The following is a 14,716-nucleotide window of genomic DNA, read 5'->3' on the forward strand; positions in this document are numbered from 1 at the left end:
GCAGGGCAAATTATAAGAAACTTTTTAGCAATTATCACCATTATCACAATGGAAAGGAGTTTTACGAGATGAAAAGGTATGGATGGATTATTATTGTCCTGCTTGTTGTAATTGCCATCGGAGCTGGTGTCATGATTTCAAATAATATCGGCGAGGAAGAACAAGCTGAACAAGGCGTAGAAAACCAAGAAAAAGAATATCAGAAAGTAGACAAAGATAAGCATTTTTCAGTACAACACAAGGATTACCCTGGAAAAATTGCGCCAAAATTTTCAGCAGAAGATTTAACGGCTGCACCAACAGGAGATTGGATTACACATGGTGGAAATATCTTCAATGGCAGGTACTCTCCGCTAGACAAAATCAACAAATCCAATGTAAAGGGCTTAAAAGCTGAATGGGTGACAAGTCTCGGCTCAGGTTATGAATTTAAATATTCAGGTGAAGCAACTCCAATTGTCTATGACGGGGTTATGTTCACCATTACCGGTGCTGACGATGTTCAAGCAATTGACGCAAGAACTGGTGAATTAATTTGGGAATACCGCCCTGAATTAGCAGCGAACTTAGACACGGTCTGCTGTGGATGGACAAGTCGTGGTGTCGGATTAGGAGACGGAAAAGTCTTTGTCGGACTTTTAGATGCAAGACTAGTTGCATTAGATCAAAAAACAGGCGAACTTGTTTGGGAAACGAAAGTTGAGGATTGGGAAAAAGGATATACCATCACTAGTGCCCCTCTTTATTTTGATGGAATGGTATATACAGGGGCTGCTGGAGGTGAATATGGGATCCGCGGTTTCGTTGCTGCATTTGATGCTGATAAGGGTAAAGAAATTTGGAGAACCCATACGGTTCCTGGACCAGATGAGGTTGGACACGATACATGGCCGCAAGACACTGATGCATGGAAAAGAGGCGGGGCAGCTGTATGGCAAACCCCAGCAATTGACCCAGAGTTAGGACTTCTCTATCTCTCAACTGGTAATCCATCTGCTGACCTTGATGGAAGCACTCGCGAAGGTGACAATTTATTTGCCGATTCCGTTCTCGCACTAGATGCGAAATCCGGTGAATACAAATGGCATTTCCAGGAAGTACATCATGATATTTGGGATTACGATGCACCAAACCCTGTCGTTTTATTTGATGTGGAAATGGAAGGCAAAATGAGAAAAGGTATTGCACAAGCTGGAAAAACTGGCTGGCTCTACATATTGGACCGAACTAACGGTGAACCACTTGTCGGTATCGAAGAAAAACCAGTACCACAGGATGAAAGACAAAAAACAGCGGCAACTCAGCCGTTCCCGGTTGGAGATAATTTTATTCCTCAAGGAGTTACTGAAGAAGATGTTAAAAAGGATTTCCCTAGCGATTGGAAAGGTAAAATCGGTCCAATTTTCACACCGTTCTGGGATGAGTTTGTTACATTAAAACCGTCACCACAAGGTGGAGCAAACTGGCCACCATCAGCTTACAACCCAAATACTGAGCTTTTCTATTTATTAGCAAATGATACGTATTTCTCATATTCACATCGTGAAGGTGATGAAGCGAACAATTACAAAGAAGGCGAAGTTTGGCTTGGTAGTGTATGGCAACCGGTAAACGGGGCTCCTGGCCGTGGTGTCGTAACTGCAATGGATATTAAAACGAACAAAATTGTTTGGCAGAAACATTGGGATACGATTGCCTATAGTGGCCTATTGACTACAAAAGGTGATCTCTTATTTGCAGGTCATAACGATGGAAGAATAATTGCATTCGACGCAACTAACGGGAACGAATTATGGGAGTTTAAAATGGATGCGGGAGCAAACGCCCCTCCTATCACTTATGAAATTGATGGTAAGCAATATATTACAATTTTTGCTGCAGGTAACTCACTTGCAGGAACAACACATGGTGATAAAATCTATACCTTCTCACTAGAAGGTGCATATGCATCCCTAGAAGATATACCTGAAGATAAAATCAACGTTTCACCAACAGCAAATGAACCTGAAGCTACTGATAAGAAACAAGATGCAGAAGAAGGAGACAAATCAACTGCACATGAAGGCGCAGACATTTACAAAAACAACTGCTTGGCATGTCACGGCGACAACGGTGAAGGCGGTCACAATGGACCAAACTTACAGAAGAGTGAAATGCTCCAAGATAGAGAAGCTTTGATTAATCAAATTAAAAATGGTAGCGCTGGAATGCCTCCATTTAAGGACACCTTGGACGATAATCAAATCGATGCATTAGTTGAATATCTACAAAGCCTTGGTAAGTAACAGGTAAGGGAATCGTTTGGCGACGATTCCTTTTTTTTTGGTGTTTGGAGATGATGGACTTCACTCCCCTCCTCCTCGCTCGGGACTTCATCGACCACATGAAGGACTTTAGCTTGCTCCCTCCTCTACGCTCGGGACTTCATCGACCACATGAAGGACTTTAGCTTGCTTCCTCCTCCTCGCATGGGAACTTCATCGACCGCATGAAGGACTTTAGCTTGCTTCCTCCTCCACGTTCAGGCCTTCATAGATCGGATGAAGGACTTTAACCTGCTCCTCCTCCTCGCTCAGGCCTTCAGAGCCCCAACTAACCAATCCCACCGACAATCCACCGTATCCCTAAATAAGCCTTGAAAAAGATATACAAGTATAATATCCCGAATTAAAATTTCAATAAATTCAGTAATTTAGTCCTATAATTTTTTGAACTCCCAATTACACTATTTAGCCAAATCTAAGGAGAGATTATATAGACATAATTACTCGTTGTGAAAGGTTAAAAGCATTAACTATTATTGAAGCTATTGAAATTCTTGGAAGCTATTTTGTTTTTAAAAAAATGTAGGAATTCTGTCGTCCTTTAACGCTTTCATTAAAAAAATTATCAAAAAACACAAAATATTGTAGAAAAATGATAAAAAGATGTTATAATGTTCAATATCGTATAAAATTTTCTGAAAATAGGGGGCTTTATCATGAAAGGAAAAAAACTTTCCTGGATGGTACTCTTCCTCGTGTTTGCTTTAGTTTTAGCAGCATGTGGAGGTAATGAATCCAGTAGCGAAGGCGAATCATCATCTGATGGCGCTAAAGACGAAGGAAAAACATACACAATTAAAGCAGGGCATTCTCAAACAGAAGAACACCCTTATCATCTTGCATTACTTGATTTAGCTGAAAATGTGAAAGAACGTACTGATGGAAAAGTTACAATCGAAATTTTCCCACTTAACCAATTAGGTGCAGAGAGAGAACTAACAGAAGCACTTACACTCGGAACTGCTGATATGTCAATTTCATCAACAGCGCCAATTGCAAACTTCTATCCACAAATTGGTATCGTTGATTTACCATTCTTATTTGAATCAAGAGAACATGCATACAGCGTACTTGATGGACAAGTTGGTCAAGATCTATTAGCTGGTATGGAAGATGTTGGGCTTGTGGGTCTTGCTTGGGCTGAAAATGGTTTCCGCCATATCACAAACAGCAAACACCCAATCACAAAGCCTGAAGATTTAAAAGGATTAAAGATCCGTACACAAGAAAACCAAATTCACTTAGATGCGTTCAATGCTCTTGGTGCTCAACCAACACCAATGGCATGGAACGAAGCTTTAACGGCTCTACAACAAGGCGTTGTTGATGCACAAGAAAATCCATTAATCATTGCAGATACGTACAAGCTTTATGATGCTAACCAAACATACATGACATTAACAGGACATATTTACTCACCGGCAGTTGTATTGTTCAGTAAATCTGTTTTTGATACACTTCCAGCTGATTACCAAGATATTCTTAAGGAAGAAGCAAAAATTGCGGGTGATAAAGTTCGTGAACTTAGCACAAAAGCTGACACTGATTCTTTACAGGTAGTAAAAGATGCGGGTATGGAAGTTATCGAAGATGTTGATGTACAACCATTCCGTGACGCAATTCAGTCTGTATATAAAAAGTACGAAAAAGACTTTGGTAAAGAAAACATCGAAGCAATCTTAAACGGAAATTAATCTAAATAAAAAAACTTGGTGAGTGCCTAGCACAATCCAAGTTTTTAACTTTATTCAGGCGGGGTTTGAACCCCGACTGAATAAAGTTAAAAGCCTCCGGCGGATGCCACAGATTTTCAAAGGAAGCTATTCGAGCAGGCTCGAATAAAATCTGGGCGCAAATACGCCAAGGCGTATTTGATTAGATAATAAGGGGAAATAAAGGTGATTAAAAAAATAGTAGACTTCATAAATGGATTTTTTAAATGGATACTGATCATTCTATTTTTTTTATTGGTCGTCGTTGTCTTCTTACAAGTTCTCTTCCGGTTCGTTCTTGAACAGCCCCTAGCATGGACAGAGGAATTAGGACGTTATTTACTCGTGTGGACGACGTTCCTTGGAGCAGGTTATGGAATGAGTGTAAAAGCACACCCTGGGGTTGAAATTCTCTATGACGCTTTCGGACCAACCGTAAAAAAAATACTAAATGTAGTTATTTCAATTCTTGTTATCTTTTTCTTTTGGCAGATTATCGTCCACAGTTTCGACTTTATCGGCCGAAGCATGATTCAGAAGTCTCCTGTTCTTCAAATACCGATGGGATATATCTATACAGTAATTCCGATATCAAGTGTTCTTTTTATTATCAATCTACTTTATGTCGTAATTACTGAATGGAAAAAGGAGGCGAAGAACTAATGGCTTGGTTATTATTTGGGATATTAATCGTCCTTTTCTTCATTAATGTACCAATCGCAGTTGCTCTGGGACTCGCTTCTATGATTGTGCTCATGGTTCAAGATAATGTTCCATTAATGGTTGTTGTTCAAAAAATGTTTACATCAACAGACTCGTTTACATTGATGGCAGTTCCCTTCTTTATCCTTGCAGGTAAGTTAATGGAGGTTGGAGGGATTTCTAAAAGACTCGTAGATTTTGCAATGACGATCGTTGGAAGAATGCATGGTGGCTTAGCAATGGTTTCCGTTGTAACATGTATGTTCTTTGCAGCTATTTCAGGATCTGGTGCGGCAACAACAGCAGCAGTTGGAGCTATCATGATTCCAGCAATGGTTCAAAAAGGCTATGATAAAAGCTTCTCTACTGCGATTCAAGCAGCAGGTGGAACAATCGGTGTTATGATTCCTCCAAGCGTACCAATGATCTTATTTGGTGTTATCGCTGGGGCATCAATCAGTGATTTATTCATCGCTGGAATCTTGCCTGGTATTTTTGTTGGTATTTCTTTAATTCTAGTTGCGTACTTTATTTCTAGAAAACGCGGGTACGGTAAAGAAGAAAAAAGTTCAGCTAAAGAGATTTTCACATCCTTTAACAGAGCCATTCTTGCGATTTTGATGCCGGTTATCATTCTTGGCGGTATTTATGGTGGAGTGTTTACTCCAACCGAAGCCTCCGTTGTCGCTGTTGTTTATGGATTAATTGTTGGTCTGTTTATCTACAAGGAAATTAAGTGGAAGGACCTTCCTGAGGTTTTTATTCAATCAGCTGTTACATCGGCGGTTATTATGTTTATCATTTCATGTGCATCGATCTTTGGATTTATTTTAACAAGGGAACAAATCCCACTGTCAATTACAAATGCGCTACTCGCAATCTCAGATAATCCAATTATTGTTTTAATTATCATTAACGTAATCCTATTAATTGTAGGTACATTCTTGGAAACATCTGCTGCGATTATCATCATGGCACCAATCTTGCTTCCAGTTACTACAGCTGTTGGCATTGACCCTGTTCACTTCGGGATCATCATGGTTGTAAACCTTGCTATTGGTTTCATTACACCACCAGTTGGTATTAACCTATTCGTAGCGTCCAATATCGCAAACCTACGATTAGAAAAAATCGTTCGAGCAATTATTCCATTCTTGATTATACTAATTATCGACATCATCATAATTAGTTTCGTACCAGAATTGAGTTTGTTCTTCTTGGATAAATAATAAATTAAGGGTGTCCAGTTTGGACACCCTGTTAATTTAGAGTAATTTTATAATAGAAAGTAGTAAAAGCAAACGAATAGAGTATGAAGTATTATAGTACCACAGCGGCTATCGTTCCGAAAATAAGTAATGGTATATTAAAGTGAATAAATGTAGGCACACACGTATCCCAAATATGATCGTGTTGTCCGTCCGCATTCAGACCCGCTGTTGGTCCAAGAGTACTATCAGATGCAGGAGACCCAGCATCTCCAAGTGCGCCTGCGGTTCCGATAAGGGCTGCTGTTGCAAGCGGACTGAATCCCAGAGCAGCACATAAAGGTACAAATACAGCTGCAATAATTGGTACTGTACCAAATGAAGTTCCTATCCCCATCGTGATGAAAAGTCCCACTAATAGCAACATAAATGCTGCTATCATTTGACTACCTCCATCAAACCATGAACTTACTCCATTTACTAGTTGTTCTACTGAACCAGTTTCTTTTAATACCGTTGCATAGCCTGATGCAATAAGCATTACAAATGCAATTGCCCCCATCATATGCATTCCATCTTGAACTACTTTTTCTCCATCTTTTAATAATACAACACGTGAGATAAACATGATAGCAATACCCGCTATTGCCCCTGCAACCATTGAACCAAATATAAGTTGACATACAAATGCTGCAACAATTGCTAATAAGGTGAAAATATGTTTCTTTTCGAACTTGCTTTCCGATTGCTCTATAGTTGCTGCACTTTCTTCAGTTTTATGTTCTTCCTTCTCCACAATTACTGCATCCTTATAATTCCGTTGTTTTCTATAGCTAAATAAAATTGCGATAATGACACCAACAACCATACCTAATGCAGGTATTAACATTGCTATAGGTATTTGTCCTACAGAAATTGGCATACCATTATTCGTCATTTCAGTTGCTATTATACCGTGAAAAATAAGCCCATATCCTGCTGGAATAATTAAATAATTAAATTTCAATCCAAATGTTAATGCAGATGCTACAGCACGACGGTCAATCTTAAGTCGATTAAATAGAATCAAAAGAGGTGGAATTAAAATTGGAATAAATGCTATGTGTACAGGAATTAAATTACCTGAGATGTTAGTTAAACCGGCAATTAAGAACAACAGCAACAGTGTTTTTCCTTTAATCTTGGTAAGAATTAACTTTACCAACTTTTCCAATATACCTGAAAGCGCTATCATTACAGCGAATACTCCAAGTAAAATATAACTAAGCGCCGTCTCGGATTGTCCGCCCATACCTCCAATCAGTGTACTAACCGTTTCAGTTATTGAGAGTTTTCCCAATAACCCAGCAACAATTGCAGAAATGATTAAAGCAAAAATAACATGGACTCTGAATAGACATAAAACTGCTAATACTAAAACGGAAACAACAACAGGATTTAAGAGAATCATATATTCACCCACCTTTTAGTTTTAAAAACTAAACCCTCCTCTTAAGTGAAGTATTTCAGGTTGAGTTTGAAGGGGGAAGTATGGAAAATCCCATACTTCATTCATAAAAACCTACTGAAAACTCTGGTCCGTTAAAATAAATGTAGCCAGTTCTTGAATTTGGTCTGAAATGTCACGGTCACTTTCAAGTGGCGGACAAATCTGACGGATCTTCTCAAGGTATTCTTTAGTTGTAGGAGCTAATTGATCTTCAACCTTTTGTAAATATATAGCTTGGGAAGCACAAATCATTTCAATTGCGATGACCCTAGCTGAATTATGAATCATTTCACGTGCCTGTCTTGAACCAATTGTACCCATGCTGACGTGGTCTTCTTGGTTTGCAGATGTAGGAATTGAATCAACACTAGAAGGGTGTGCTAAAACTTTATTTTCAGATACTAGGGCTGCTGCGGCATATTGAGCTACCATCAATCCACATTCTAAACCTGGATCATTTGCTAGAAACGGAGAGATACCACTTAATTGTGGATTTACAAGTCTCTCTATTCTTCGTTCAGCTATGTTTGCCCACTCAGCTGCTGCAATCTTCAAGTGATCCATTGCTAATGCAATCGGCTGTCCATGAAAATGACCACCTGAAAGAACTCTGCCATCCTCAAGTACGATTGGATTATCAGTGGTTGAGTTAAATTCTATCGCAAGGACTTGATCAACATGTTTAAATGTTTGCCACGATGCCCCATGTACCTGTGGAATACAACGGATAGAGTAGGCATCTTGCATTCTAATTTCTCCCTGAACGGTAGTACGCTTACTCCCCTCTAGCCATGAACGTATCCTAGAAGCTACGTTTTCAAGTTCTGGATGAGGACGAACTGCTATTAGAGCAGGATCAAAAGCTGAAATAACCCCTTGTAAAGCTTCAATCGTTAAGCATGCTGACATATCTGCAGCCATACCTAAACGTTCTGCTTCATTAAGAGCAATTGCTCCAACACCAGTCATCACCTGGGTCCCATTAATTAAAGCAAGACCTTCCTTAGCCTGAAGTCTAACAGGTTCTAGGCCAGCCATTTTTAATGCTTCTGCACCCGGATACACTTTTCCCTCATATTCAGCTTTTCCTTCTCCGATTAACACGATTGCCATATGTGCTAATGGAGCCAGATCTCCACTTGCACCAACTGAACCTTTACAAGGTATAACTGGGTGAACACCTTTGTTTATCATGTTGATTAATAAATTTAATGTATCCACCCTTATTCCTGAAAATCCCTTAATTAATGCATTTGAACGCAAGGTCATAATTGCTCTTACCACTTCTGTAGGTAAAGGTTCACCAACACCTACTGCATCTGCACGCAGAAGATTCAATTGTAATTTTTCAATATCACTCTTCTTAATTTCAATATCACTTAGTTTACCGAACCCTGTGTTTACTCCATATATAACCTTACCGTCATTAATCTGTTTTTCAATTCGAGAGCGACTTGCTATTACTTTTTCTAAGCTCTTTTCTGCAATTTCAACCTTAGCATTTCTATTAGCAATCTGTTCAATTTCTGTACGACCTAAGGTTTCCCCATCTAAGTAAATTACGTGATCTAATGACATTTATGTCTCCCCCCTCAAGCTAGTAATAGACTTAATATAAGTACGAATGCGAATTTTAGATATATCATATCCTTTGGTTAAAATAGACTCTACCTTTAACTAACAGATACATATATCCAATTTTCATACTTTTCAATTATAACAGATAACTCTTGGTAGAGGCCTAGGATTTTGGCTAATTTTAAACAAACCAAAATCCTAGTTTATACTAGTAGTTGTTTGTTCGGGTTTGGAAGTTTGTGTGAATGACCATGTCTCTAATAAATTCTATTACCCTAATCCGTTATCAAAAAAATTAAAACTTGTGAACACACACCAAAGTTTTATTTGTGCGATTCATACCATTCTTTTATAAGAGCTGCAGCATATCTTCCACCATTCATTAGGTTTTCCACACTAATATGTTCTTGGAAAGTATGAAGATTCTTAAATCCGTTACCTAACGTTAGACATTCCAATCCATTCTCGTTTAGAACATTTGTATCAGCGCCGCCAAGTGTTTGCGTTGTATATTTATTAACCCCAATTTCATCTGCTGCAACGAGAGCTGTTTTTGCGATTTCATGTTCTAGTGGAATATTAAAACCTAGATATTTCTTTTCGAATTTTACCGATGCACTTCCTTTATGTTGTTCTGCTGCTATTTCAACAGCTTCCTTCATATGCTCCAACTGATTATCTAGTCCTTCTTTATCAAAACTTCGAACTTCTCCTATTAGTTCGACTTCACCTGGAATAATAGAAGACATCGTACCGCCCTTAATAACCCCAATATTAGCTAATACCTGGTCATTGACCTTACCAAGCTTCATATTTTTTAATGCATCTGCAGCAATAAGAAAAGCATTGATTCCATCTTCTGGATTTAAGCCGATATGAGAGTCCCTTCCTTTTATTTCACAGTAAATTCTACTGCTAAACGGGCCTTGCAAAATGATTTGACCAATATCACCTGTGCTATCAAAAATAAAGCCTTTTTTACTTTTCACCAACGAATAATCCATATATTTTGCACCGACAAGTCCTGGTTGTTCATTTACTGTTAAAATCAACTCAATTGGGCCACATGGAGTACCCGTTTCCTGAATAACTCTTATCCCTTCAATGTAAGCTGCTAAAGCTGCACGGTCATCTGCCCCAAGAATGGTGGTTCCGTCGGAATAAATAACCCCATCTTTAATGATTGGCTTTAACCCTTCTGTCGGCAACACTGTATCCATATGTGTCGATAAAAATAGTGGCTCAGCATTTGGATCTGTACCTTCCCACCAAGCAATTAAATTTCCGCAGTTTCCACCAAATTCTTTATGAGCTTCATCAAACTTTATTGAAAAACCTAATTCTTCTAGTAAGGGAATCAAAACTTCAGCCATTGGTTTTTCTTGCCCACTTGGAGCATTAATCTTTGCTAACTCTAGAAAACTATCTAATAAACGTTTTTCATTTATTTTGATTGCCGTTTTATTTCCACTTGCCAACGTCTTCACCCTTTCTTTAATACTTTCGACTTACGACAGTCTTTCCTCTTTTTATGACACGATCAACGACGTTACTTCCAAGACGATAAATTACATGTTCAAATGTTGGAATATCCCATATTTGAATATCTGCTAGTTTTCCTTTTTCAATGGATCCACGATCAATATCAAGTAATAACGATTTGGCACCATTAATTGTAGCCGCGCGAATAGCTTCCTCTGGAGACATACCATATAATCTACTTGCGAGGACCATTACAAATTGCATGGACTCAGTCCAGTTACCCGGATTTAAATTCGTAGCTAATGCCACTGTTAAACCAGAATCTATCATCGTTCTTGCATCAAAAGGGCGTTTATGAGCAACTGCAAAATCCAATGTTGGCATAAGAACACCAATTACGCCGGCTTCCGCCATTTTTTTCATTACATGGGGTGGCGTGTAATTAAGGTGATCAGCTGAGACAACTTTCATTTCTGCGGCAAGATCTGACCCACCAATATAAGAATAGGCATCTGTATGAACTTTTGATTTGAGTCCAGCTTTTTCCCCAGCTTCAAGTAAACGGATCGTATCTTCCACATCAAAATGAGAATCTTCTATCCAAACATCATGAAAAGTTGCGAGATTACGTCTTTGTACTTCAGGAATCATTTCTTCTATAATCAAGTCAATATACTGCTCTTTTGTCATATCGGTCGGCCATCCATGAGCGCCCAAAAATGTATTTACTATATCAATATCCGAGTTTGCATTCACTTCTGCGGCAACTTCTAAGATTCTTAATTCATCTTCTGTACGTAAACCGTATCCACTTTTCACTTCAACTGTGGTCGTCCCCGCCTCAAGCATACGTCTTACTTTTTGTTCGGTAGATGCATAGAGTTCTTCTACAGTTGCATTCCTCGTTTTATTGACAGAAACCATAACCCCGGTTTCGATTCCTCTCCGTTTCAACTCTGCTGGATCTGAAGTGGTCATTTTTGCTGCATACTCTTTCACACGTGAACCACCAAATACGGTATGTGTATGACTATCAACGAATCCAGGGGCGACCACTTTACCTGTGGCATCAATTATCTCTGCTTGCTCATAATTAATTTGTTGATTCACTTCTTCTTTTGTACCTACAGCAATAATTTTTTCTCCACGGACTGCGACCCAACCATTTATTATTATTCCAATCGAATCTGCTTCATCACCTGTACAGGTTAAAACTTCATTTGCGTTAATAATCACTAAGTCTGCTTTTTCTTTATGGTTTACCAATCGTTTTACCTCCTGTACGAAAAATACAATAATCTATTAAAAGGAAAGGGGATATGCAATCATTGCTAACCCCCTTCTTTTTGCAATATATTATTTATCTAAATCGTCTGGACCAAATGTTGCTGTCGGTGTCCACCAAAGTGGGACTTTAATGCTTTCATTAGTAAGCTTACCTTTACCATTAGCAACATCTTTCGCACTCTGATAACCAGCTTGTGCATGACGAATGACACCAATACCAGAGTCTACTGTCATACAAACTTCTAGACGCATATCAGCCTCATCAGTTCCATCAGCGATCATTGTAACCCCTGTATGAACAGCTTCACCCATCGAGTAGTTTGCTTGTAATGCGATCAGATCACACATACCTACAGCATTAAGTAGTCCATTTAGTACAGGCCAGTCAGAGATTAAGTCTCCGCCATCAGGCATATTTTCAGATTCAAATGTTGGGTTAACGATTGAACCTGAGTCAAGGTTGTCACGAGAGAATGCAACAGGTCCTTTTAACTCGCCACTCTTAACCATTCTATTAACTTCAAGGGCAAATTCTTTACGTTGTCCGAATCCTAAGTAGCAAATACGAGCTGGTAAACCTTCAATTGGAATATGCTCTTTCGCTAAGTTAATCCATCTTGTCACAAGTAAATCATCTTTGAATTTTTCAAGTACCATATTGTCAATCTTCTCTAAATCTGTTGGATCACCAGACATACAAATCCAGCGGAAAGGTCCGCGGCCTTCACAGAAGAGTGGACGAATGTATTCTGCAACGAATCCTGGGATTTTCATTGCTTCTTCTTCAGGCATACCACCATCACGACACTCTTTACGCAGGCTAGTTCCATATTCGAAAGCGTGAACCCCATCATCAAAGAATTTGTTTGTAACGCGTAGTTCACGAATCATCGTTTCTTGTGCCTTTTTTAAGTAAAGCTGTCTATCAGTCTTTCTTAATTCTTCAGCTTCTTGGACTGTATATCCAGAAGGTAAATATGAAATTGGATCATGTGCTGGAGTCATTGAAGTAAGAATGTCTGGTTTGAATCCCTTTTCATAAGCTTCTTCAAAAATATCAGCCGAATTTCCTACAACTGCAATTCCAATCGAAGTTCCTTCTGTTGCATGTTTTTCGGCTAAAGCAATAGCCTCGTCAAGGTTGTCAGCTAAGACATCAATATAACCAACTTCCATACGACGTTTAATAATTTCAATATTTGAATCTGCTAGAATTGCAACACCACCGTGCATTGCCATTGCTCTTGTTTGGTTACCTCCCATACCTCCAGCGCCAGCTGTTAGCATGATTTTCCCAACAAGTGAATCATTGTAATGTTTACGTGCAATTGCTGAAAGTGTTTCGAAAGTACCTTGGATAACTCCTTGCGTACCAATGTATTCCCAAGGTGCAGCAGTATATTGCGCGAAGATTGTTAAGTTTTTATCTTGTAGTTCATAGAATGTTTCCCATGAAGGTTTCATAATATTTGTTGTCGCCATAACTACGACTGGTGCGTATCTATGAGTTTTAAATACAGCTACAGGCATTCCTGACTGTACTACTAACGTTTCATCATCCTCCAATTCTTTTAAGGATTTAACAATAGCATGGTAGGATTCCCAGTTACGTGCAGCTTTACCAATTCCACCGTAAACAACAAGCTCTTCGGGTTTCTCAGCATTTTCCATGTTGTTTTCAAGCATTCTAAGAATTGTTTCTTGTCTCCATCCTTTACAGCGTAAAGTATCTCCCCTTTGCGCCTTTACAGAATAAAGAATTTCTGGTTTTTCCTTAATATTTTGCTCGATCATCATAAAATCCTCCTTTTAAATTGTAAGTAATTTTTTAAAATGATAGAAAAGATTAAGTGTATCCGTTTTCAAAATTTCTAGATGACAATAAATCTATCTATCTCAGTAAATAATAAAATTAGTTTTCATTATTTACCGAATTGTATTACTATAATTAATATTCTAATTGGTTTATGTTATAATTTCTAATACATAATTACAATAAGTCTATAGTTTATACCTATAGCAGAGGAGGGATCTTTTGAAATTACAGCGCTTACTATACTTCACTACGGTAATTGATTGTTCAACTTTCACAGCTGCTGCACAAAAACTACATATTTCCCAGCCATCTTTAAGTACTTCTATTAAACAGCTAGAACAGGAATTGGGTTTCTTACTTTTGGATCGAAGCAAAGGAGAATTAAGATTAACAACTGAGGGGAAAATTCTTTATCATGAAGCAAAAAGATTAATCCTCCATTATGATCGCGTCTATGATGAAATGGTCCGCTTAAAAGACAACGGTCCACTAGAATTATCAATAGGAATCATAGAGTCTTCTAAATTTTGGGTTTCAAAGGTACTTACCGAATTCAAAACAGAATATCCAGATGTATTTATACGATTATTAGATCTCCCAAGTTTACAAGACGTTGAAAAATCCTTAGACAACTTCGAAATACATTTAGCAATAACCAACCAATATATAAATACTAAATATATAGAGTCAATTCCTTTATATGATGAACGACTCGTTGCTCTTCTTCCACTTCAGCATTCTTTGGGGTATAAAAACTTTATTACGATATTAGACTTAAAGGATGAAAACTTTATTATCTCTAAGGAAGGGTTTCAATCTCGTACGGATATTCTCAACTCTTTTAAAAAGGCAGGGATTAAACCGAAAATACAGTTTGAGATTGAGAGATTCGAAACCGCTTGTAACCTTGTCGAAGAAGGATTAGGAGTTACAGTAGCACCTGAGAACTACATAAAGTATATTAATAATCCTAATTTTCATTTTAAAAGAATTCACGATGGACTTACCTCGAGAAAAGTTTACCTTGCGCTTGATAAAAATAGGTACCTGCCACCATTAGTGAATACATTTATAACATTAGTCAAAAAATATTTTAACAAAGTATGAATTTATTTCTT

General features: G+C 38.2%; 10 protein-coding genes. 5 read left to right on the top strand and 5 right to left on the bottom strand.

Translation table 11 applies throughout. From position 1 onward, the window contains the following. The first annotated feature begins 68 nt into the window (after nt 1–68). From CKJ95_RS15360 to CKJ95_RS15375, 4 genes are all read left to right on the top strand, one after another. Nucleotides 69–2,285 (top strand): outer membrane protein assembly factor BamB family protein, encoded by a 2,217-nt coding sequence (locus CKJ95_RS15360; protein ID WP_099354330.1) that lies wholly within the window; start codon nt 69–71, stop codon nt 2,283–2,285. Nucleotides 2,286–2,980: 695 nt separating this feature from the next. After that, nucleotides 2,981–4,018, top strand: a complete 1,038-nt coding sequence (locus CKJ95_RS15365) for a TRAP transporter substrate-binding protein (protein WP_099354331.1) — start codon at nt 2,981–2,983, stop codon at nt 4,016–4,018. A 204-nt stretch (nt 4,019–4,222) separates the two neighbouring features. Continuing rightward, a complete protein-coding gene (locus tag CKJ95_RS15370; RefSeq protein ID WP_257215812.1) occupies nt 4,223–4,699 on the top strand; it encodes a TRAP transporter small permease in 477 nt (158 codons plus the stop codon). After that, the gene (locus CKJ95_RS15375) at nt 4,699–5,967 is read left to right on the top strand and encodes a TRAP transporter large permease (RefSeq protein WP_099354332.1); all 1,269 of its coding nucleotides are present in this window, start codon (nt 4,699–4,701) and stop codon (nt 5,965–5,967) included. The genes CKJ95_RS15370 and CKJ95_RS15375 overlap by 1 nt, the downstream gene beginning before the upstream one ends. Before the next feature lie 91 nt (nt 5,968–6,058). Here the strand turns inward: CKJ95_RS15375 and CKJ95_RS15380 are convergent, their stop codons facing one another. From CKJ95_RS15380 to CKJ95_RS15400, 5 genes are all read right to left on the bottom strand, one after another. After that, nucleotides 6,059–7,396, bottom strand: coding sequence for a Na+/H+ antiporter family protein (locus CKJ95_RS15380; protein WP_099354333.1), 1,338 nt, complete (start codon nt 7,394–7,396; stop codon nt 6,059–6,061). A 111-nt stretch (nt 7,397–7,507) separates the two neighbouring features. Beyond that, nucleotides 7,508–9,013 carry a histidine ammonia-lyase gene (gene hutH, locus CKJ95_RS15385; RefSeq protein WP_099354334.1) on the bottom strand — a complete coding sequence of 502 codons (1,506 nt, stop codon included), beginning with the start codon at nt 9,011–9,013 and terminating at the stop codon, nt 7,508–7,510. A 323-nt stretch (nt 9,014–9,336) separates the two neighbouring features. Next, complete coding sequence (locus tag CKJ95_RS15390) at nt 9,337–10,491, bottom strand: M20/M25/M40 family metallo-hydrolase (RefSeq protein WP_099354335.1); 1,155 nt, start codon at nt 10,489–10,491, stop codon at nt 9,337–9,339. Between the two features lie 16 nt (nt 10,492–10,507). After that, the gene (hutI, locus tag CKJ95_RS15395; RefSeq protein WP_099354336.1) at nt 10,508–11,761 is read right to left on the bottom strand and encodes an imidazolonepropionase; all 1,254 of its coding nucleotides are present in this window, start codon (nt 11,759–11,761) and stop codon (nt 10,508–10,510) included. A 90-nt stretch (nt 11,762–11,851) separates the two neighbouring features. Then, nucleotides 11,852–13,576: a urocanate hydratase gene (locus tag CKJ95_RS15400; RefSeq protein ID WP_218962754.1), complete on the bottom strand. Its 1,725-nt coding sequence runs from the start codon at nt 13,574–13,576 to the stop codon at nt 11,852–11,854. Between the two features lie 241 nt (nt 13,577–13,817). On the opposite strand from CKJ95_RS15400, the gene CKJ95_RS15405 reads away from it, so the two are divergent. Then, nucleotides 13,818–14,705, top strand: a complete 888-nt coding sequence (locus tag CKJ95_RS15405; RefSeq protein ID WP_099354338.1) for a LysR family transcriptional regulator — start codon at nt 13,818–13,820, stop codon at nt 14,703–14,705. Nucleotides 14,706–14,716: the final 11 nt, after the last annotated feature.

Source organism: Fredinandcohnia onubensis (assembly GCF_002734285.1).
In the GTDB taxonomy this organism is placed as follows: Bacteria; Bacillota; Bacilli; order Bacillales; family Bacillaceae_L; genus Ferdinandcohnia; species Ferdinandcohnia onubensis_A.

Excerpts from the sequence above, each read along its gene's own strand:
- CKJ95_RS15360 (WP_099354330.1), top strand. The coding sequence starts at position 69 with ATGAAAAGGTATGGATGGATTATTATTGTCCTGCTTGTTGTAATTGCC.
- CKJ95_RS15365 (WP_099354331.1), top strand. The coding sequence starts at position 2,981 with ATGAAAGGAAAAAAACTTTCCTGGATGGTACTCTTCCTCGTGTTTGCT.
- CKJ95_RS15375 (WP_099354332.1), top strand. The coding sequence starts at position 4,699 with ATGGCTTGGTTATTATTTGGGATATTAATCGTCCTTTTCTTCATTAAT.
- CKJ95_RS15380 (WP_099354333.1), bottom strand. The coding sequence starts at position 7,396 with ATGATTCTCTTAAATCCTGTTGTTGTTTCCGTTTTAGTATTAGCAGTT.
- hutH (WP_099354334.1), bottom strand. The coding sequence starts at position 9,013 with ATGTCATTAGATCACGTAATTTACTTAGATGGGGAAACCTTAGGTCGT.
- CKJ95_RS15400 (WP_218962754.1), bottom strand. The coding sequence starts at position 13,576 with ATGATCGAGCAAAATATTAAGGAAAAACCAGAAATTCTTTATTCTGTA.